Annotated in this window: 14 protein-coding genes; 11 read left to right on the forward strand and 3 right to left on the reverse strand. The window is 35.8% G+C overall.

Going from position 1 to position 23,098, the window contains the following annotated elements; all coding sequences use genetic code 11:
* Together F3G70_RS11145 and F3G70_RS11150 are read left to right on the forward strand one after the other, a co-directional pair.
* Positions 1-1,613: Ig-like domain-containing protein (locus tag F3G70_RS11145; RefSeq protein ID WP_223166081.1), on the forward strand; the 1,613-nt coding region annotated here is incomplete at its 5' end.
* A gap of 401 nt (positions 1,614-2,014) precedes the next feature.
* The gene (locus F3G70_RS11150) at positions 2,015-2,308 is read left to right on the forward strand and encodes a hypothetical protein (RefSeq protein WP_149732796.1); all 294 of its coding nucleotides are present in this window, start codon (positions 2,015-2,017) and stop codon (positions 2,306-2,308) included.
* A 38-nt stretch (positions 2,309-2,346) separates the two neighbouring features.
* On the opposite strand, the gene F3G70_RS11155 is transcribed toward F3G70_RS11150, so the two are convergent.
* Both F3G70_RS11155 and F3G70_RS11160 read right to left on the reverse strand, forming a co-directional pair.
* Positions 2,347-3,705 carry a PP2C family protein-serine/threonine phosphatase gene (locus tag F3G70_RS11155; protein WP_188118174.1) on the reverse strand — a complete coding sequence of 453 codons (1,359 nt, stop codon included), beginning with the start codon at positions 3,703-3,705 and terminating at the stop codon, positions 2,347-2,349.
* Positions 3,706-3,921: 216 nt separating this feature from the next.
* Positions 3,922-4,362 carry a hypothetical protein gene (locus F3G70_RS11160; RefSeq protein WP_149732786.1) on the reverse strand — a complete coding sequence of 147 codons (441 nt, stop codon included), beginning with the start codon at positions 4,360-4,362 and terminating at the stop codon, positions 3,922-3,924.
* A gap of 75 nt (positions 4,363-4,437) precedes the next feature.
* On the opposite strand from F3G70_RS11160, the gene F3G70_RS11165 reads away from it, so the two are divergent.
* From F3G70_RS11165 to F3G70_RS11185, 5 genes are all read left to right on the forward strand, one after another.
* Positions 4,438-4,953 carry a hypothetical protein gene (locus tag F3G70_RS11165; RefSeq protein ID WP_223166082.1) on the forward strand — a complete coding sequence of 172 codons (516 nt, stop codon included), beginning with the start codon at positions 4,438-4,440 and terminating at the stop codon, positions 4,951-4,953.
* A gap of 72 nt (positions 4,954-5,025) precedes the next feature.
* Positions 5,026-6,096, forward strand: a complete 1,071-nt coding sequence (locus F3G70_RS11170; RefSeq protein WP_223166083.1) for an ABC transporter permease — start codon at positions 5,026-5,028, stop codon at positions 6,094-6,096.
* Positions 6,097-6,104: 8 nt separating this feature from the next.
* On the forward strand, positions 6,105-6,779 hold the full coding sequence (locus F3G70_RS11175; protein ID WP_149732789.1) for an ABC transporter ATP-binding protein: 675 nt from the start codon (positions 6,105-6,107) through the stop codon (positions 6,777-6,779).
* Between the two features lie 176 nt (positions 6,780-6,955).
* Entirely contained in the window at positions 6,956-7,108 is a 153-nt protein-coding gene (locus tag F3G70_RS12515) for a transposase (protein ID WP_223166084.1), read from the forward strand.
* 268 nt (positions 7,109-7,376) lie between these two features.
* On the forward strand, positions 7,377-8,510 hold the full coding sequence (locus F3G70_RS11185; protein ID WP_149732790.1) for an RNA-guided endonuclease InsQ/TnpB family protein: 1,134 nt from the start codon (positions 7,377-7,379) through the stop codon (positions 8,508-8,510).
* 30 nt (positions 8,511-8,540) lie between these two features.
* Here F3G70_RS11185 and priL read toward each other — a convergent pair whose 3' ends face one another.
* Positions 8,541-9,869 (reverse strand): DNA primase large subunit PriL, encoded by a 1,329-nt coding sequence (gene priL / locus F3G70_RS11190; protein WP_149732791.1) that lies wholly within the window; start codon positions 9,867-9,869, stop codon positions 8,541-8,543.
* 208 nt (positions 9,870-10,077) lie between these two features.
* Between priL and metG the strand changes: the two genes are divergently transcribed.
* From metG to F3G70_RS11210, 4 genes are all read left to right on the forward strand, one after another.
* Positions 10,078-12,063: a methionine--tRNA ligase gene (gene metG / locus F3G70_RS11195; RefSeq protein WP_149732792.1), complete on the forward strand. Its 1,986-nt coding sequence runs from the start codon at positions 10,078-10,080 to the stop codon at positions 12,061-12,063.
* Positions 12,064-12,073: 10 nt separating this feature from the next.
* Positions 12,074-13,651, forward strand: a complete 1,578-nt coding sequence (locus F3G70_RS11200) for a DUF530 domain-containing protein (RefSeq protein ID WP_149732793.1) — start codon at positions 12,074-12,076, stop codon at positions 13,649-13,651.
* 7 nt (positions 13,652-13,658) lie between these two features.
* Positions 13,659-14,123 carry a hypothetical protein gene (locus F3G70_RS11205; protein ID WP_149732794.1) on the forward strand — a complete coding sequence of 155 codons (465 nt, stop codon included), beginning with the start codon at positions 13,659-13,661 and terminating at the stop codon, positions 14,121-14,123.
* 180 nt (positions 14,124-14,303) lie between these two features.
* Positions 14,304-23,098 (forward strand): Ig-like domain-containing protein (locus F3G70_RS11210; RefSeq protein ID WP_149732795.1); only part of this gene is annotated, 8,795 nt, incomplete at its 3' end.

Below are 23,098 nucleotides of genomic sequence, written 5' to 3' on the forward strand. Positions count from 1 at the left end.
TAACTTATCTTGGTGATGATAACTTCAATATGAACAATACAAAAGTGACATTTACCATAATGGATGCTTCCAAGAAAAATACTACTATTGATCTTTATATCACTGTTGATGAAAACAGTGCCTTTATAGTGGTTGATTTGGATGAAGCTGCAACTGGTTTGGTTAAATTATATATGGTATGTAAAGAAACTGGTGAGAACTATACTATGTACATGGATGTTATAGATGGTCATGTGGAAATGTTTACTAACAGTATTGAGCCTGGAAACTATACTGTAGTTGCAACATATATGGGCGATTCAGCATTCAACACCAACACTACATATGAGGACGTTGAATTCCCACTTCCAGAAGATGTTAATGTTACTGTTAATGTAAATGGCACTGTTGTTAGTGTGGAATTGCCTGAAGATGCAGAAGGTCATGTTATTGTAAGTGTTGACGGTAAAAATTACTACTTCGATGCTGATGACGAAATCGAATTGGATTTAAGCAATCTTGCTCCTGGTAACTACACTGTTGAAGTTGATTACTCTGGTGACAATAAATATGCACCTGCTAAAACAACTGCTGATGTAACTGTTCCAACCCCAACTGGTGTAGATCCTAAAGCTAACATAACAGTTTCTGAAGATGTTGTCATAATGGAATTGCCTGAAGACGCTACTGGTTACATGTTGGTTGATGTTGACGGTACTGGATTATATGTTCCTGTAGAAAAAGGTACTACAATCTTCGAATTGCCTGAATTAGCTCCTGGTAACCATACTGTTGGTGTTACCTATACTGGTGATAAAAAATATGCTTCAGCTAACTCTACTGAAACTATTGATATACCATATCCTAAAGAAACAATCTTTGCCGATGATCTCGTTAAAGTGGAAAAAGCTCCTGACAGATTTGTTGCTAACTTCACTGACAGCGAAGGTAATCCTTTAGCTAACGCTAACATTACTTTCAAAATTAACGGTATTGAGTACACCAGAACTACTGATGCTAATGGTCAAGCTTCCATTGCAATCAACTTGGTATCTGGTAACTACACAATCACTACAACCAACCCTACAACAGGAGATGTTAAAGTAAACAACATTACTGTTTTATCCAGATTCATTGAAGATGGTGACCTTGTAAAATACTTCAGAAATGATTCACAATATGTGCTCAGAGTTTTAGGTGATGACGGTAACCCTATAGGTGCTGGTGAAATTGTTACATTCAACATCCATGGTGTGTTCTACAACCGTACAACCAATGATACAGGTCATGTAAAACTCAACATCAACTTGGAACCTGGTACATACATTATCACTGCTGAGTATAAAGGAGCTAGAGTTGCTCACAATATAACGGTTTTACCAATTTTAACCGCTGAAGACTTATCTAAAAAATTCCATGACTCTAAACCATTCGAAGCACACGTATACGACGGACAAGGTAACCCTGCTCCTAATCAAAAAGTAGAATTCAACATCCATGGAGTATTCTACTACAGAACAAGTGACGGTAACGGTATAGTGAAATTAAACATTAATTTACAACCTGGCGAGTACATAATTACTTCAAAATATGGCCAAGCGGTCATAGCCAACAAAGTAACTGTAACCGCTTAGGGATGGGAAGTTATAATTTACTTTCCCATCAATTTTTCTTTTTTTTCATGTAGATAACAATATTTGTATTTACTGTTTTTTAGATATCAATCAATTATTATAAATTTAGCTTCATTTATTTTATCTGATTTGATAGTAACCATTAATTTTTTTAATCATATATTCAATTAAAACGATGTTGTTAATGTTGAGTTTTGGTTTATTTTTGATGAATTAATGATTATGCAATTAATCTTATAAAATGAGATGGCATCAACTGGTGATTTAGAATTTTCTCATAAACTATTATAATAATAACATATAAACTATTAAACAAGTTAAATGGTTAATTTATATTTTTTTAGAAAATTCAAGTGCTTTTCCATGTTTGAAAAGCACTGCTATTAATGGATGAAGATATTATGATTAGCGATGAAGAAAAAGACAAAATAAAAGCAGAAATTGTAAATAAAGTAAACTCAGTTTTAGAAAAGAACGGTGAATCATTCAGAATGGATAAAGTAAATATCCTAAAGACAAAAGAAACCGTTAAATTCATGGGAAATTACAGGGTATATGACAGGAAAAAATACAACTCCGTTTCAGGAGAGATAAACACTTTCTTAAAGAAATATGGTAACGTTGACATTAAATCTAAAAAAATTAGAGACAGCGGAATGAAATTCACGGCTGTTAGCTTTAATTTTGAACTTTAGAGAAGATGATGTTTATTTAATTAAATAACAATCATCCCTCATTTTGCTCTGAGAATAAACATTGTTGTGTCGTCAAATTGTTCTTCATAATTGCAGAATTCTTCAACATCCTCTTCTATGGATTCTATTATATTATTAACATTATCGTTTTTGTGTTTATTTATAATATTTTTTAGTCTTTCTTTACCGTAAAATTCTTCATAATTGGCATTGGCTTCTGTCACACCATCAGTATATAAAAATATTGTATCTTCTTTTTTAAATGGTATAGTGTGTGTTTTATAATCCACATCTTCCATAGCAGCTAATACTAATCCCGGTTTAATATTCATATATTCAAAATCATTATTGTTTAATTTAATTAATGGTGAATTATGGCCCGCATTAACAAATGACAATTCGTTGCTTTTTATATTAATTTTTCCAAGCCAACAGGTAACAAAATGATCCTCCACATTCTCTTCATAGAGATCATTATTTGTTTTATAAAATGCTTTTGATAAATCATTGTACTGCTTTGTATAATCCTGAATTAATGTCATTGTTTTAACCATTATTAATGCAGCTGATATTCCTTTTCCGCTGACATCTCCAATTACAAATCCGATATTGTCTTCATCTATTTGGAAATAATCGTAAAAGTCTCCTCCTACCTGACGGGCAGCTTTCATTATTCCCCAAAGTTCAAACTTGTCTCTGTTTTCACTAAATTTATCATGGAATTGTTTAAAATCTTTTGGAATCATTGAATTTTGAATATCGCTGGCCAATTTCAGTTCAGTTTCATATCTTTCTTTTTCAGAGGTTACTTTCTTCAAGTTTTGTGCATGTTTTACTACATCATATTCCATATCTCGCAATGAATCAATCAGTATTTTTATTTCGTTATTTACCTTGATTTGTTCCAATTTTTTTCCATGTTTTGAATGGTCTTCAATTGTTGTAATACCTTCAGTTATGATTTCAGATACCTTATTCAATGGTTCTGTTACATTTTTTTCCAAATAATATAAGTAAAACACTAATGGAATTGATATTATTATAAATAAATACATGGTGGTTCTGGTGATATTTAAATAGTTTTCACTGTATCCCAAACCCAAAATGTAATCCATAATTACTGTAATAAATGAGATAATCAAGATTAGCAATACTATGGAAATATTTACTTTTGAAAATACGTTTGGTACAGTATTGTATTTAATTTTGGAAATATCGCCATCATATGGCTTTAATAAATAGATTATAAGAAATATCGTGATAACTAACATCAATATATCATAATTGGAATCTAGGAAAAATGTTTTAAGTAATCCTATAGTGATGAACAGTATTAAAAAAATATAATATGTTTTTTTAGGTAAAATCTGTTTAAATTGTATTTTTGGAATATACATTGGTATTTCGAAGTAATTAATAACATATGCGGATATTATAGCAATAAAGAAACTGAATATCGTTGAAATGAAATCAAAATTAAACACATAGTTTGTTACTTTTGCACTGATAAAAGAAAAGAAAATCAATATTATTATGCTATATAGTGAGAATATGATGAATAATTTAATTAAATTATAATCTTGGAAAATTCGGACTTTCAAGTCCATTTTTATTCATAATTGAGTACCATGATTTCCATATCGTAAAATTGCTGATAAAAAAGATGAATACCTTTTGTTTCTGTAGATAGCATCCTTTGGAAATTTTTCCCAGAGAAATTCCAAATCCGTGTTATATCTCTTTTCAACTCTATCCATCAATCTTTTTGTTTGAAAAAACTTGAAAACATTTGATCTTGTGCATTTCTCAATAATGTCTGTGATTATGCTTTCATATTCAATTTTCAGTTCTGCTGCAAACTTCCCGATTGGAGTTTTCACATCAACCAAAACATAATCCTCGTCCATTTCCAAATCAATCACTTTGGAAAATAATGTATTCTTTTCATAGATTATCACAGCCTTGAAGTTGGAATTGGAAAGGGTCTTTTCAAAGACATAATCCGGATTAAATCCGTAGTCTATCAGTTGATTTAATAATTTCCCTATTTTCAAGCAAATCAGACAAATTTCTCATAGATTAATATCTTGAAATTAAAATATTTATATGCTATTTTTTAAAATATTATTATGGAAGAAATATTTGAGGTAATCGGTGTTGAACACTTAAAGACAATATTGGCAGGATTGTCTCCGGAAGATATAGTAAAGCCGGCTTACGACAACTGGTTTCCAATGCAAAAAACAGGCCATACAGTCCTGGATTTGGAAACGGGAAAGGTCAGCGGCCTTTCAATAGAACACAACCAGATGCCCCTGCAGTCCATGATGTACATTGAACTGTATACCATAAAGGCAGGCGATTATCCGATAGGTCCGGAAGAGCTCTTTTCGAAAACGGAGTATGAGGAATTCATGGATTTCATGGAGGATGAACCCTCAGAGTTTGCCCCGGACATGGTAAGCATTTTCTGTGAGGAAAACGATATCGATGAGGATTCACGCACAGTCGGAATATTGGCTTACAGGTTTTCTCAAAACGACCAGTTGAACTATAACATGTGGGAATCATCCATTTTAAACAAGTATTATGACAAAACGGATGAAAACCACAATCCATTTAAATTCACCCAAAGCAGTTTATGATATGGGGGGTCAGCTATTAAATTCATAACATTAATTTTAAAGAATCCGTTCAGGAACAAGACTCGAAGCGCATTGTCCATTATTGGAATAGCTATTGGAATTGCAACAATCGTTGCTTTAGGCCTCATTACGGCGGGTCTTGAGGATTCCGTTCAGACGTCATTCAACGAGGGCGGAGCCGAAATAACCGTTATGAATTCAACGAATGTGGGCGGAGGCTCTGCATTGCTGGATTCTTCATTGATTGATGATTTGAAAAACGTAACGAACGTATCAGATGCAGCAGGCCAGCTGTCCGTCAGCGATTCCAATCCTCTTTTGGAACAGTCGGATAGCCCAGGCATGGGAACAAGGTTTTACGGAATAAACGCCTCCAAATTAAATCTGGTCGGCATTAAGGACGTAAACGGATCCGTTTATGAGGACGGTTCCTATGAAGCGATAGTCGGTTTAAGCTATAGTGATTTGTATAATGTAAGCATTGGAGACAATCTCACCCTTTTCGGCCATGATTTCGAGGTTGTGGGAATCTTTGAAAGCGGAAGCATGCTGGCAGACAACGGGGTTTACGCATCCCTGGATACCCTTCAAAATCTCTCGGATACAAGTGACGTCTCTTCAATCTATGTAAAGACGTCGGAAGGTGCAAACGATACGATTGTCGGCGATAACATTGAAGATAAGTATGGAAACCTGACTGTTCTCACCAGCGAAGAGCTCTCTTCAATATTCGATAATGTTACAGACATACTGGATACGGCATCCCTCGCCATTTCAGGCCTGGCAATATTTGTCGGAGCCATAGGCGTCGTAAACACAATGGTAATGACAGTATATGAAAGGACTAAAGAAATCGGCGTTTTAAAATCCATCGGATGGAAAAGCAAAAAGATACTGATGATGATTTTAGGAGAAACCCTTGTTTTAACAACATTATCGGGCATTGTCGGTTCGATTTTGGGAATATCCATAGCCGAAATCGGCGTAAAGCTTATCGGAAGGGAAGGATTCTCACTGGTCTACACTCCCAAGACATTCATATTGGCATTCGGCATCACGATTATCGTAGGAATTATCGGCGGAGTGTATCCCGCATACAAGGCATCCAAGCTTGCTCCAACTGAAGCATTGAGGTATGAATAGGTGATTTGATGGAATTTATCAGATTAATAAATGTTTTAAAGCAGTATGATAAGGGGGCAGTCACTGCACTTAATAATATTAATTTATCAATCGACAGGGGAAGCTTTGTATCCATTATCGGACCTTCCGGTTCGGGCAAATCAACATTATTGAATATGCTGGGTGCACTTGATTCTCCGGATTCCGGCCACGTTATTATTAACGGCATTGATCTGGCCTCACAGAAGGATTTAAGCGATTTTCGCCGTCATGAAATAGGCTTCGTATTTCAGCTTCATAACCTTTTGCCTAATCTTACGGTTCAGGAAAACGTTGAAATACCGCTGATGGATGCAAAGATGTCTGAAAAGGACAAGCATAGAAGGGCGCTGCTTTTCATCGAAGCGGTAGGGCTTCTGGATAAGAAAAATCAAAAGCCGAACAAATTGTCAGGCGGTGAACGCCAAAGGGTAGCTATTGCAAGGTCATTGGTTAATTTCCCGTCAATAATCCTCGCTGATGAGCCTACAGGGGCTTTGGATACAAAAACCGGCGCTAAGGTACTTGACGTTTTACGATTTGTCCATCAAACAATTAATGCAACGTTAATTATCGTCACTCACGACCATGACGTTGCCCGTTTGGCCGACAGGACAATAGAAATCAGGGACGGTCAGGTAATTAACGATTATTACAACAGGTAATCTTATCACTTGTTGTATTTTTTTAATTTTTCAAAATAAGCAATTATCTTATGATGCAAAAGAATACTACCACTTCTCTGAAGTGGTAGATGAATTTTTGCAAAAATGGTGGACTATTTTAAATCAAATGTTTTAAATAGTTTAATTGCCATATAAATTATTATAGTTTCAAATTTTTGACAAGACTAACCATTCAGTATTATAAGTTAACCTATCACTTGGTATTGGTTGTTAAATATCGTAGGAAAGTAATAACTGAGCCCATATTTGAGTCTTTAATTAATATATTTAATCGTGTGGGCAGTAACTATAGAATAAATGGTGGTTGAAGCTAATTTTGAGGCAAATCATAATACACATATTGTTTAAAAGTGGAACTGATGTTTAATATTCAAAGATTTCATTAATTCCTATAAAATCTACAAGCAGTAGAATAACATTAAAAAAGAATAATCCTAAAAATTATATGATAGTCTTTGGAGTGGAATCTTTTGGAAAAGAGGTTATTTTCATAGCTTACAACTGGTGGAGCTAAATATTGAAACATATTAAACAATATATCTAGAAAACCAACAAAGGAAGTAAAAAAAAATAATTATGAAAATAGTTAATAAAGGAATTAAAGTAAGAATTTATCCAAACAAAAAACAAGAGGAACTATTCCATAAAAATTTTGGAGCAAGTAGGTTTGTACATAATAACATCCTTGAAAGATTAAATAAATTACACGCCATCTATCCTAATCAATACAAATTAAATATAACTCTCATTAACACCTTTTTAAAACAATTAAAACAGGAAAATCCCTGGTTAGAAGAAATTGAAAGTACGAGTTTACAACAATCCAGCAGAGATTTATATAAGAGTTATCAAAATTTCTTTAAAAATCCAAAAACCAATTTCCCAAAATTCCACAGTAGAAAAAATACCAGATTAAGTTTCAGACAAACAATAGCCAAATACCCTATTAAAGACAAAAAGTTAATACTTCGAAAATATGGTTTAATCCGTTACAGAACAAGTAAAGAATATTATCAATTACTTAACTCCAATATTAAAATCAACAATATCACCATTACATACGATAATGGTAAATATTACGCTATCTTAAATATTGAAGCACCAATAGAAGAATGGAACAATACAAATCAATCAAAGGGTTACGACTTAAATTCCAACAGAAATTACTTTCTTGTAAGTAATACTGGTGAAAAATACAAATTTGATATAAATCATGAAAACCAAATGATTAAAAAATTAAACATTTCACTCAGTACAAAACAAAAAGGAAGCAGAGCATTTAAAAATATTCAAAAAAGATTACAAAACTGGTATACTAAAAGAACAAACAAATTAAACGACTTCATACAAAAATTAAGCACAACTTTAGTTAAAGAAAATGATACAATCGTATTAGAAGATAACTGGGCCAATATTAAAATTCTCATCGGTGGAGAACAAAATATGGTTTTTCCATTAATGAAATTTAAAGATATGCTTAATTATAAGTTTAATTGGTATAAACCGGACTGCGAAGGTCTTGTAACCGTAAACCCAAAAGGGACGAGCAAAACATGCTGCCATTGCCAACATGTTGTAGATGAATTATCACCTTCTGTTAGGCAATGGACATGTCCAAATTGTGGAATTGTCCTTGATAGAGATATTAATGCATCAATTAATATTTTAAACCGTTGGAACAACGGGGATCGCCTTTCAACTCGATGTTAGGAATCCATGACTTCTATAAGTCATGGTAGTTCAATCTTTGGATTTTCTGTCCAGCTGGAATTTCTTACGGGTATAGCAGGACAACGGGTTATTGATTCCCTTGCATAATCCGTCAGGCTTGCACAGCTGTGGCAGATGCATCTTTATCTTATCGCAGCTCATAGGCGTGTACCAGGTCGTTTCGCCTTCATGGTTGATGTTAATATCCTCATGCATTCCGAATCCGAGCTTTGATATGATATTGATTTTTTCCTGTGGCTGGTCTTCAAATAGCGGCGGCGTACAGTTGTCCGCAGCGTCAAATATTAACGGTAAAATTTCATTTCGGGTAATGCTCAAGTCAGGATCAACGTCTGAGACCTTTATCGTTTCATCTGATGCGAAAATCCTCGGATATAGGCGTGCATATGAAGCGAATGACGTTAATAAAAGAACGATTGCATCGTTACGTCCTCCTGAGGACACTCCATTAACGGTATTTTCAATGCATGGTGGAAACGCTTCGGGATTCAGCTTTCCTGCCTGTGCGGTTCCGAACAGTCCTCCGCTTCCGTCAAGGTAAGTGCTGTATTTGCCTATCTCTTCGGGAATGAATTCCTTAAGCTCTTCTGAAAGCTTGATTATCGCAGGATGCATTTCAACCCTTGAGGACATCTCCTTTATCCTTGCGATGTATTCCTCGGTTTTCTGCATTATCAGACGGGATAATATGAGTTCCTTGACGCTGTCACCAATCAGTATGTTGTACATTCTGTCGGGGCTTCTGTCGCTGAACTGGTCTGCATAATTGTCTAAAAACTCATCCTGCTGAAGGATAATGTCTCCCTTTTCAATTAAAAGCTCGCTTAATTTCAGTTTTTTACTAGCTATTACGTCCTTAAGTGAATTCCACTTTATCGCCCCGTCGGTTTTTATCTCATCGAGGATTTCATCCATGATTTCCTCCCTTGTTGACGGGGTCAGCTTGGCGAGCCTTTCCTGTATCAGTATTCCCTGGGACTCCACAAAAAGCCTGGTTTCCCTTGAGCCCGTATTGAACTGTATCGCTATCGCCTGGCAGAGGGCGTGGAATATTACGACGTCATGCTTGTAAATGGCATCGTTTAAGAGGTATTCGAACTCGTTTTGGGCATATTCCTTGTTGTTCTTTTTCTCGATTGCCCATTTGATGCGCTTAAAGGCCAGATCCTTATATGATTTGGGAATTAGAGAGTCATCTGAGATTTTCTGATTTGGAGTGTGGATTACCTCTTCAATAAGGTATTCATCTTCCTTGTCAAGCTGATTCAAATCACCGTAATCCTTGATGATTTCCCTTCCTTCATTTGATAGCGGGTTGATATATGAAATTTCTGCCATGTTTTTTAATTTTTTTTTCATATATTAAAAAATTAACTTATTTTCAAAAGCAATATTGCTTTCGGTTTGTATTTTTTCAATCAGCAAAGATTTTTAATAATAATTGCAATCAATCCTTAAATTTCAAGAAAAGCTATCTGAAAATAATACTTTTATAAAGAATCAGTAACAAATATACTAATGCTTAAAAAATTTAGGAGAAGAATGAATGACTAAAATATTTATTTCATGTGCACTTCCTTATGCAAATGGTCCGTGTCATCTGGGCCATATCCGTTCAACGTATCTGCCTGCGGACATTTTCGCAAGATACAACCGTATGGTCGGAAATGACGTGCTGATGGTTTGCGCCACTGATGAACATGGAACTCCAATTGCAGTAAAGGCTGACAAGGAGAATAAAAAGCCTATTGAAATTTCCAAACGTTATCATGACATGATTGTCAAGGACGTTGAATCAATGAACATTTCCCTTGACAATTTCACAAGAACAACCGATGAGCTTCACTATGAAATAGCTCAGAATTTCTTTAAGGACCTCTACGATAAGGGTCTGATTTACAGGCTGGATATCCAGCAGCTTTATTGTGAAAACTGCAAAAAATTCCTGCCGGACCGTTATGTTGAAGGATTATGTCCAGCATGCGGCTCTGAAGCCCGTGGAGACCACTGTGAAAAGTGCGGAAGGGCGCTTGATCCAACGGAACTTGATGAACCGAGATGTCTGACCTGCGGAAATACGCCGGTCATTAAGGATACATACCAATATGCCTTCAAGCTATCAGAATTTGAAGACGCATTAAAGGATTACATTGACAATAACGATAATCTGCCTGCAAACGTTAAGAACTACGCTTCCAACTGGCTTAAGGAAGGACTCAACGACTGGGTTCTCACAAGAGACATGGACTGGGGAATTCCGGTACCTCTTGATGAAGCCGAAGGAAAAGTGCTCTACGTTTGGATTGAGGCGTTTTTAGGTTATATTTCCTCAGCCGCCCAATGGTCAAGAAAAACCGGAATTAAATGGGAGGACTACTGGAACGATTACGTTGTCCACTTCATCGGAAAGGACATCATTTACCACCATTCCATTTTCTGGCCGGGTCTTTTAAACGCTTACGGCTGCAAGATGCCCGACATGATTTATGCAGGTGAGTTTTTATCCCTTGAAGGGGAAAAGATGTCCACCAGCAAGAACTGGGTTATCTGGATAGCCGACTTTGTAAAGGACTTTGAACCTGATTTATTAAGGTATTATTTAACGATTAACGCTCCTTTAAACAAGGATTCCGATTTCTCATGGGATGATTTCCAGAGAAGAAACAACGACGAGCTTGCAGACGTCATCGGAAACCTGCTTCACAGGACATTCACATTTACACATAAATTCTTTGACGGCAAGGTGCCTGAATATAGGAACCCATCAGCTGAGGATGAGGAGTTTGAAGCCGAAATCAGAAGGCTTCCGGACACCGTCGGCGAATTGATTTCAAATTACGATTTCAGGGAAGCCCTGCTTGAAATATTCAAGGTATCCAAAATAGGAAACAAGTATTTCAACGACCAGGAACCTTGGAAAGCCGTTAAGGAAGATTTCCAGAAGGCAGCCAACTGCCTATACCTATCCAATCAGTTGGCAAAATGCCTTGCTTATGTGTTAAAGCCGTTCCTGCCTACAAAGGCTGATGAAATAGCTGAGATACTGAATCTGCCTGATTTGGATAACTGGCAGGATGCCAAAGTGCCTCTTCCTGAAGGCTATGAGATTTCAAAGGCAAAACCGTTATTCAAGAAAATTGATGATGACGTTATTTTAAAAGAAAAGGAAAAACTGCAGGAAAACTTAAAATCAAATGAGGAAGATAATATGAGTGAAATTATAGATATTGATTATTTTGACAAAGTAGACATTAGAATAGGCCAGGTTAAAGAGGCCGAAAAGATAGAAAAATCAGACAAGCTATTAAAGTTACAGGTTGACATCGGATCCGAAACTAGACAAATCGTTTCCGGAATCGCAAACTACTACTCTCCTGAAGATTTAATCGGAAGGAAAGTTGTCGTTTTAGTTAACCTTAAACCTGCAAAGCTGTTCGGAACATTATCCGAAGGAATGATTCTTGCCACCGGCGATAATGTGGCTTTGCTTACTGCAAACGAAGATTGCGAAATCGGCGAAAGAATTCAATAAATCTGATAATATGGAAGAATCTGTCCTGGTAATTAAAGCGGAGAAATACCTCAAGGAAATTTCAAACGATGATATCCGCGTAGAGGATATCGATGAGTTTGACAATTTCAAATATCTTTACTTTAAGCTGGCTGACAGATTGGAAAAGCTAAAGCAGTTAAGGCGTGACATGGAGGTGCAGGGATACAGCACTCCATTCGCATCACTGAACAAATATGGAAACAAGTCAATCGGTGAGGTTTCACTTGAAGAGGTAAGCGAAAACAGCCGGCACAACCAGATGTTTCGAAACAAGGCCAATGCCAAGAAAAACATTCTCGACAGGGTCAAGTCAGCCATTGACTCACACCAAATCGCATTGGGCCATCTTGAACAGTACGGTTATCTCAAGTGCGATTCCTGCTACAAGAAATATTCAATATCCGAATACATTGCAATTAAAGGGAAGTGTAAATGCAGAAGCGAGTCATTTTCATTCAAGATAAGCAGGGAAAATACCTATAGGGTTGAAATAATTCCATATTTACCATTGTCCGGTAATTATCGTGTATTGATGGCTGATTTATCAAGATATGGCAGAAACGCCTTTAAAAAGGTTATCAATGCCCTTAAACAGGAACGTACCGGACACGTAAAAACCATCTCACCGTTATTTAGATATAAGGACAAGAACAATCGATGGCTGAGAAAAAGAGTTACCTTCGATTCAGAATTCGTTGACAATTATGAAGAGGAACTGAGAAAGACCTACGGAAAATATGTGCGTATTGAAAAGCTGGAGTTCCACAGGACAAAGCCGGCCATCATTGATGACAAGCATGCAAGAACCGCAATTGCCCTGGGATATGTCCGCTACGCCGAAAGCATCATCGACAGCATTCGTGATGACATCTTCAAAAGGCAGCTGACAGATTTCAAGCGAATAAACAACTATGATCTGATTATTCATAAGTACAGCAATTACACTCCGAATTTCATTGACGAGTTTGACGTTGCTGAAATCGAGAACTGGAGGGAAAACAAGATAAAGGAAGAGTTTTCCAAGTTTCATTACCTTGACCGCTACGGTGAATTGAACAGATCTCTTAAAAGGGATTTGAAAACCCGTGAAACTATTGAAAGAACAATATTCGAGGATATCGCTCCGGCATTGATAAGCTGGGACATTTTCCGGTATTATCTCACCACCTCCGTTTCCAACAGGAAGATTTCAACCGGACCGTTTCCGTATATCCGTGTTGAGCTTGACAGGCAGCAGAGGAGGGTTTTCCAGAAGACCTTCAGCGGCGTAATCGACATTTTAAACCAGTTCAGCGACATCAGGATACTAGAAGTTCCGGATAAGGATTTGATCCTTTATGAAAAGTTCAAGTTCGAAAAATTAATGAAAAGCTCCAACATCAAGGTCAACCATCCCGCTTTGGGAGCCGCTCACCTCTATTTGAACAGCGACATCGATTTGGAACTTATAAGCAATTCATTCTATATTAATGAGTCCAAAATCAGAAAGGAAATCAAGCACATCGAAAACATTAAAAACCCTAAAACTGACAAGTCAAAGAAATTCCTTGATTTAATTAAAGGATAGTGTCACTATGGATGAAGATGTAACTACAATTCATATAACCGAAACATTATCTTCATTTATGATTATAAATCTCCTGGAGGAGTATCCGAACCTTGAAAGGATAACCTGTGCGCCGAGCGTTTATGAAAGGACTTCTAAAAAGTATATAGACGCCTTAAGGCAGCTGGACATTGAGGTTGTAAAGGAGTACCATTGGGGAGCTTCAAGACAGCCCTGCGACTATGAAGAGGAGTTATTAAAGCTGGCTAATGAAGGTTATAAGGCAGCGGAAATCGCTGAAATGCTTGACATTACCGTCAACAGGGTTTATTACCTGCTTAGAAGAAATAAGACCAAGCTGGACACCAATACGAAAAAATATGATTATGAAGAGGTTAAGTCTTTAAGGGAATCCGGCCTCAAGCCCCGTGAAATATCCGAAAAGCTGAACATTCCTCTCAGAAGCGTTTATTATATTTTAAACAATAAATAGCTATTTTAATTCCACCAAAGCATCATTAATCATCATAAGTTCTGGCGAAATTGATTGTCATGTCTTTATCGCTTAATAACTACCTAACTTGCTTTATTTTTTCAGAATTTTTTCACAAATAATATATGTTATTTTAAATAAAAAATATATCATTAAAAGATTTATTATGGAGGAAAAAATTTGTTAAACAAAAAATTGATGATACTAACAATCATTCTTGTTTCATTATTTGCTGTTTCGGCAGTCAGTGCCGCAGATGATGCTGCAAGTGAGGTTGTTAGCGTTGAAGAAAATCAGGTAATTTTAAGTGAAAATAATGATGTTGGAACTTTTGATGACCTTCAAAGTGAGATAGATAATGCAACAGAAGGTTCTGTTTTAAATCTAACAAGAGATTATAATGGAGCTTATGGTTCCAGAATCCAATTGAATAAAAATTTAACTATAGATGGTCAGGGACATACCCTTGACTGTTTAGGTAAAGGTGGCTGCAGCGCATTTTATTCAAATAGTGGAACTATAACCTTGAAAAATCTCAAAATAATTAACGGACACAACGATTTTAATAATAAGGGCGGTGCTATTTATATTGAAGGTTCTGCTCAATACACAATTATAAACTGTACTTTTAACAATAATTGGGCAGATGACTACGGCGGTGCAATATACAATGGCGTAGATAAACCTTTAACCATTATAAACAGTAGTTTCGATAAAAATACTGCAGATGATGATAATGGTGGAGCGATATACTCCAAAGGAGATTTGGATATTATAAATTCCACATTCACATCCAACAATGCAGACGACGATGGTGGAGCAATTTATTGTGAAAAATCCGTATCTGTTGAAAATTCTTTATTTGAAAAAAATAAGGCCAAGGTTGATGGAGGTGCAATTTATAGTAAAAATAATGTCACTGTAACAAAAAATACCAGATTTTATAGTAATAATGCAACGGGTGCAACTTCTGCTCAATGTTACGGCGGTGCCATACGAAGTGAAGGTAATGTTGAAGTTGAAGGATCTAGCTTTAACGATAATATAGCTGGTGATTATGGTGGTGCAATATATGCAAAATCCGCTTCCATATCTTCAGCTAGATTTGAAAGAAATAAGGCAGATGATAATTATGGAGGAGCAGTTTACGTTGAGGATTCTGTTGATGCTATAAGTACCACATTCTCCTCTAATCATGCTGGTGATCATGGTGGTGCAATATATAGTAAAAACAGGATCTTTGCAAAAAATACTAGGTTTACTTCTAATTATGCACGTCATAAGGGTTCTTCTGTGCGATGTGAAGGTGATGTTATAATTGAAGACTGTTATTCTGCTTATAATTGGGCATATAATCAGGGTTCAATAGCCGCCGCTGGAGATATATATATTAAAAATTCTGAATTCCGAAAGGACAGGGTAACTAACTTTGGTGCAGCAGTTTATGGTGAAAAAAATATATATGTTGACAATGGTTATTTTTCCGAGTGTCACGCTCAAGAAAAAGGCGGTGCAATATATTGTAAAAATAACGTCATTGCAGTAAATTCTAGATTTGATGGCAATGTTGTATATTATTCCTGGGAAGAGGATTCTTGGAAAAATGAAGGTGGTGCAATATATAGTAAAGGTGATGTTGCAATTGACAATTGTTATTTTATTCGCAATGAGGCTCGTGAGGCTGGTGGTGCAATTTATGCAGACACTATAACTTGGGGGAATTCATCTTCAGAGTTCAGAGATAATTATGCTACATATACTGGGGGTGGTGCAATATATGTAAATAAATTCAACACTGATGTAAAATATGGTATTTTTATTAATAATTACATTAGCGCTTATAAAGTTGAAAAGGATGGGGGAGCAATCTATATAAACAAGGAAAATCATGTTACATTTTCCCATTGTTATTTTGAAAATAATCGCTGTACTGATGAAGGCGGAGCAATCTATTTAGATTCCACAAAGTCCCATTTGACCTTAGAATATAATATTTTCATTAACAATAAGGCAAATGATAAGGGAAACATTGTATACAATAAAGGTACGTATGATAAAATCCATAATAACTGGTATGGAAGCAACTCTTTTGATTTTTCAAATGAACTTGTAGAATATAATACTTGGGGAAGTGATAAAAGCCATGAAGATGATGAACAGGTCATTGTTGAATTATCTTTAGATGAAAATCCTATTGCAGGTCAGCCATCCACAGTAATTGTTACTTTCATTTCCGATGGCGAATTGTTCAATTATGGTGCGGGCTTCCGTGCAGATAATGGTGCAAAACTTACCAATAAAAAAACTGGAAATAATACTGTTACTTCAGATATTGCATTTGATGACGGCATTACAACTGTAACTGCTACTGTCAATCGTCAGGTCTTAAAATTATCATATTCTTATTCTAAACAAAACGTTACAATGGATATTACTGCACAGGAAATTAGTTTTGGTGATAATGCCACTGTAAATGTTATTTTAACACCAGATAATGCTACAGGCAAGGTCAGTGTTGGAAATATTTTTTCCACTATTGTAAACGGCACTGCCACTCTTATTATTCCGGATTTATCTGCAGGCAATCAGACTTTACTCGTTAGTTATTCAGGGGATGGAGTATATAAAGCTAAACAGGAAAATGTGACTATTACTGTTAATCGTAAAAATTTAAACATTGATGCCAGTGCAAAACCAATAGTGAAAGGTGATAATGCTACAGTTATTGTAACTGGTTTGGAACGTGCTACAGGCAATGTCACCGTTACTATCAACAATGCTGATTGGACCGGTGAAATCAGAAATGGAACCGCCACTATCATTATTCCAGGATTAAACCAAAATACAACTGCAAATGTTACCTATCTAGGTGATGCCAATTATATTAATGCTTCCACTACAGTTTATATTATTGTTAATCCTGTTAAGATGAATTTAACTATTATTGCCAGTGCTGATCCTATTATGCTTAGTGAGGATGCCATTGTTGTTGTTACCGGTTTGGAAAATGCTACCGGAAATGTCACTGTTACTATTGGCGGTGATGAGTGGTATGGTGAAATTAATAATGGTACGGCCACTGTTATTGTTACAGGATTGAAGCTGAATGCCACTGCTGGTGTTTTTTATGCTGGTGATTATTTATACAATAATGCATCAACCACAGTTAACATCACTGTTACTCCGACAATTTTTGTTTGGTATGTAAATGGAAGTAAAGAATCCAGCGGCAATGGAACAACACCTGATACTGCATTTAAAACATTGAAAGAAGCATTAAGAAAAGCACCTGAGAACAGTACAATTTATATTGCACCGGGAACATACACCGGAGAAAATAATATAAATTTAACTATTAATAAAAATAATTTAACATTAGTTAATTATGGTGCTGGTGAAGTAATCTTTGATGCACAATCTGGTAGTAGAATCTTGACTGTTAACGCAGGAAGGATAAATATCACAGGTTTAACATTTAAAAATGGAAAAGAAGAATATGTCTGTGGTGCGATTTTCTTTAATCAGACACTTAATAACTCATACATAAATGCCATTTTTATAGATAATAATGTTGTTGATGGTCTTGCCGGTGCAATCGGATTTTATGCAGATGTCATCAACACAGATATAAATTCAGTTTTTATAAATAACAGTGTAAATAATGGTTATGGCGGTGCAATTTTCTTTAATGGAAATTTAAACAATGTAAATATATCTGGAAATTATACTGCCAATAAAGCAGATGATTATGGTGGTGCAATTCTCTTTAATGGAGATTTAAACAATGTATGTATATCTGGAAATTATACTGCCAACATAGCAGATGATAGCGGTGGTGCGATTTTCTTTAATGGAAATTTAAATGATGTTAATATAAGCGGATATTATAACAATAACCAGGCAAATGATACTGGAGGAGTATTCTTATTTACTAATAATTTAACTAATGTTATCATATCTGGAGAGTACAGCAATAATGTTGCCAGATTTTGTGCAGTATACTATATGAGCGAATTTGCAACAATAAATAATTCCTGTATATCCGGAGATTACTATAATAACTCTGCAAGTTATTGTGTTGTACTTTTAATAGAAGGAATAATAAGCAATTCCAACATATCCGGAAACTATTTCAATAACCATGCGATAATGGGCATTGACATTATAGGAGAAGCACATAACGTCAAAATTTCCGGAAATTACATAAATAATAATATTTCTAATGGAAGTGCGATTTATATTGGGTATTTTGATGAAAATTCCGTTATTCATGACTCTATTTTCATAAACAATACAATAGATGATGAATTGATTATTGATGTGGAATCAGGTTCTGTTTTATCTGTCAATAACTGGTTTGGAAATAATGCCACCAATTACAATATAAAACCGAAAGTCAGTGAAAATGTAACTATGGTTAATTGGCTATTTTTAAATGCAACAACCAATATAACTTCTGAAATTGCAGTAAACGAAACAGCTGAAATTACTTTTAAATTATACGCATATAACAGTACTTCAGGAGAAATTAAGGAATATGATGCATCAGAAATGAATATAGAACTAGATTTATCACAAAGGAGTGGTGCATTAAATCAAACAACTGCTTTAATTAATCAAGCAATATTATATACGTGTGGAGAAGAAGGGATTGCGAGTGTAACCTGTAAATTTGAAACTGCCTCATACACTATTATTTTAGCCAAACAATCAACTGAGATTATTATTAATGAAACAGAAATGACATTAAAGGTTAATGATTCTGTTTCTGCTGGTGCAACTTTGAATCCTCCTGAAGCGGGCAATTTAACTTATGCTTCAAGTGATGCTGGTGTTGCTGTTGTTGAAAATGGTGTTATTAAATGTTTAAATGAAGGTACGGCCATTATTACTGTTAGTTTTGCGGGTAATGATGAATATGCTCCTGCTGCAAGTAAAAACATTACTGTTTATGTTGATAAAAGAATTCCTGTCATCATTGCAAGTGCTGATGTCACTGAGAACATAGTCACCATTCATGTGGATATCGACGGATATGATGGATGGATTTCAATGAACCTCTTTGATTCACTGATTTACTTGCCTATCAGCTCTTCTTTAAATTTCACGCAGAGTTTAGCTCCTGGAACCTATAACGTCAACATAACCTCATTAGGTAATTATATGTTCTATTCAGGTTCAGAAATATTGACATTCACTGTTCCTGAGCCGGAAAAACTCAACACTTCCATTTCAGCACAGTCCAGCGTAAATGAAAACACTGTCACAATCACCGTTGACGTTGATTCAAACGCTTCCGGTTTGGTTGAAATAAGTATTGCTGGTAGGGAATATTATGTTCCAGTAGTAAACGGCACTGCCGTATTCATCAATGATTATTCCAGTGGAAACTACGTTGCTGATGTGACTTACATTGGTGATGGAATTTACAACCCAAATGCTACAAAAACCGAATTCAGCATTGTTGGACAAGTCAAGGAAAATACAACAATCGCTTTGGATGTGGATGTCGTTGAAAATAACGTTACATACACTGTCAATGTTGATAAGGATGCAACAGGTCTTGTCAAATTCGAATTGTCAGGTGATGAAGCGAATGTTGTCTATGTTGATGTTAAAGACGGTCAGGCAGTTCTTGATGTTCTTTTAGAATCTGGAAACTACACGGTAGTTGCTACATACCTTGGAAATGACAGATTCAACACCAACATCACATACAAAGAATTCACAGTTATCGGACATGTTAAAAAAGACACGCCAATAACTGCAGAAGCTGATGTAAACGGTTATAAAGTTACAATCACTGTTGATGTGGTTTCTGATGCTACAGGTTTTGTCAAACTCCAATTCGGTGATACAATTGCAAATGTTGAACTGGAAAACGGTAAAGGAACATACACAACAACATTGCCTGCTGGAAGCTATAATGTAGATTTAACTTACCTCGGTGATGAAAACTACAATAAAAACAGCACACAAACAGCATTTACAGTAACAGATCCTGCAAAAGAAAACACTACTATTGGTCTTGAGATTGCCGTAGATGAGAACATGGCATTGTTTAATGCAAGTGTTGATAAATCTGCCAGCGGTCTTGTCAAGTTCCAAGTGTTCAGTAAGGAATCCGGTGAAAACCAAACATTCTACATGGGTGTGGAAAATGGCGAAGCAATATCCTCCATGTTATTTGAAAAAGGAAACTACACTGTAATTGCAACTTATATGGGTGATGACGTATTCAACACCAATACCACTTCCAAAGACTTTGAAATTATAGGTCATGTGATGAAAGATACTCCGATTACTGCTGAAGCTGATGTAAACGGATATAAAGTTACAGTCACAGTAAATGTGGATGATGATGCTACTGGATTTGTAGAGGTCAAATACGACGATACCATAGTTAATATTGCATTAACAAACGGAACAGGAACATATACTACCACATTGCCTGCTGGAAGCTACAATGTAGATTTAACTTACCTTGGTGATGAAAACTACAATTCAAACAGCACAAAATTATCTTTCAGCATAGCAGATCCAGTAAAAGAAAACACATCAATTAGTTTGGATGTGGAAACGGTTGAAAATACTGCAATATTCACAGTTAATGTGGATAAGGATGCAACAGGACTTGTCAAATTCGAAGTGTCAAGCGATGAAGCAAGTGTTGTCTATGTTGATGTTAAAGACGGTCAGGCAGTTCTTGATGTTCTTTTAGATGCTGGAAATCACACTGTTGTTGCCACGTATATGGGAGATGACAGGTTCAACACCAACATCACATATAAGGAATTCACAGTCCTTGGACACGTTAAAAAAGACACTGCCATTGATGTGAAAGCTGATACCAACTACAACAAAGTCACAATCACAGTGAATGTGGATTCAAATGCAACAGGATTTGTTAAATTAAGCATTGGCGACACTGTTGCCAATATCGAAATCGAAAATGGTGTTGCAACATTTACCACTACATTGCCTGCAGGAAGCTACTATGTACAGGCAACTTATCTTGGTGATGAGGACTACAATGCAAACAGCACACAAACAACATTTACTATAACTGAAGCGGCAAAACAAAACACTGCTATTGGTCTTGATATTAGTGTAGATGAGAACATGGTATTGTTTAATGTAAGTGTTGATAAATCTGCCAGTGGTCTTGTCAAGTTCCAAGTGTTGAGTAAGGAATCTGGTGAAAACCGAACATTCTATGTGGATGTGGAAAATGGTGCAGCAGTCTCTTCTATGTTATTTGAAAAAGGAAATTACACTGTAATTGCAACTTATATGGGCGATGATGTATTCAATTCCAATAATACTTCCAAAGACTTTGAAATTATAGGTCATGTGATGAAAGACACGCCGATTACTGCAGAAGCTGATGTAAACGGATATAAAGTTACAATTACTGTTGATGTGGATGATGATGCTACTGGATTTGTCGAAGTCAAATACGGCGATACCGTAATCAATATTGCATTAACAAACGGAACTGGAGTATACACAACCACATTGCCTGTGGGAAGCTACAATGTAGATTTAGCATACCTTGGTGATGAAAACTACAATAAAAACAGCACAAAACTGTCATTCAATATAGCAGATCCTGTAAAAGAAAATACAACAATCAGTCTTGATGTTCAAACCATTGAAAATAATGTTTTATTCACAGTTAATGTGGATAATAATGCAACCGGTCTAGTTAAATTTGAATTGTCAGGTGATGAAGCGAATGTTGTCTATGTTGATGTTAAAGACGGTCAGGCAGTTCTTGATGTTCTTTTAGAATCTGGAGACTACTCAGTAGTTGCCACATATATGGGAGATGACAGATTCAACTCCAATATCACTTCCGAAAGCTTCACTGTTAAAGGACATGTCAAAAAGGATACTCCTATCAGTGCCGATGCTGATGTTAATGGAAATAAAGTAACTATAACTGTTAATGTTGATGAGAATGCTACAGGCTTTGTTACATTAAAACAGTCCGGTTCAGTCATTTATCTGGCCGTTGAGAATGGAGTGGCTACATACGCCATTACATTGCCTGCCGGAAGCTATAATGTTGAAGTGACTTATCTCGGTGATGATGATTATAATGAAAACAGCACCAGACTGTTATTCACTGTCGTTGAAGCCGCTAAGGAGAATACTCCAATTATCTTTAATGTTTCAATCGTTGAAGATAATGCTACCTTCACGGTTAATGTAAATCTTGAGGCTACCGGCATCGTTAAATTTGAGGTTTCAGGCGCTGAAAACTACACAGTTTATGCTGATGTCTTAAACGGAGTTGCTGTACTGGATAACGTGCTTCAATCTGGTGATTACACTGTTGTTGCAACTTATATGGGTGATGACAGATTCAATTCCAATTCAACCATGGAATCCTTTACTGTTTTAGGTCACATAAAGCTGAATACTTCAATTAATTGTGATGTTGTTGTCAATGACTATGATGTCACTTTAACTGTTAATGTTAATGAATCTTCTGCTACAGGTTTTGTTGAAATTAATATTGCGGGTAAGACTTATTATGTTCCTGTTGAAAACGGTAAAGCCATTTTTGCTGCTGATTTCCTTGCAGGAAATTACATGGGTAATGCCAAGTATCTAGGTGATGATTACTTCAATCCGGCAACCACTCTGATTTATTTCAACGTTGCAGAAAAGAATGTTACTTTGGAGAATACTTCTATTGAGGTTATTGTCAGTTCAGTTGATAATGATGTGAGCATTGTTGCTGTTGTTAATTCATCTGCTACCGGTCTTGTAGAGTTTATTATTGATGATACGGTTGTTTATCTGCCTATTGATAATGGTGAATGCGGTTATGAATTGGTTTTACCTGCTGGTGAGTATAATGTTACTGTAACTTATCTGGGTGATTCTAAGTTCAATCCGAATTCAACTACTGAGGAATTTGTTGTCTATGACCATATTAAATTGAATACTTCAATTAATTGTGA

The organism is Methanobrevibacter millerae (genome assembly GCF_900103415.1).
GTDB lineage: Archaea > Methanobacteriota > Methanobacteria > Methanobacteriales > Methanobacteriaceae > Methanocatella > Methanocatella millerae.

Coding starts and splice junctions, on each gene's coding strand:
- F3G70_RS11150 (WP_149732796.1), top strand. CDS start 2,015: ATGATTAGCGATGAAGAAAAAGACAAAATAAAAGCAGAAATTGTAAAT.
- F3G70_RS11155 (WP_188118174.1), bottom strand. CDS start 3,705: ATGTATATTCCAAAAATACAATTTAAACAGATTTTACCTAAAAAAACA.
- F3G70_RS11165 (WP_223166082.1), top strand. CDS start 4,438: ATGGAAGAAATATTTGAGGTAATCGGTGTTGAACACTTAAAGACAATA.
- F3G70_RS11175 (WP_149732789.1), top strand. CDS start 6,105: ATGGAATTTATCAGATTAATAAATGTTTTAAAGCAGTATGATAAGGGG.
- F3G70_RS11185 (WP_149732790.1), top strand. CDS start 7,377: ATGAAAATAGTTAATAAAGGAATTAAAGTAAGAATTTATCCAAACAAA.
- priL (WP_149732791.1), bottom strand. CDS start 9,869: ATGGCAGAAATTTCATATATCAACCCGCTATCAAATGAAGGAAGGGAA.
- metG (WP_149732792.1), top strand. CDS start 10,078: ATGACTAAAATATTTATTTCATGTGCACTTCCTTATGCAAATGGTCCG.
- F3G70_RS11200 (WP_149732793.1), top strand. CDS start 12,074: ATGGAAGAATCTGTCCTGGTAATTAAAGCGGAGAAATACCTCAAGGAA.
- F3G70_RS11205 (WP_149732794.1), top strand. CDS start 13,659: ATGGATGAAGATGTAACTACAATTCATATAACCGAAACATTATCTTCA.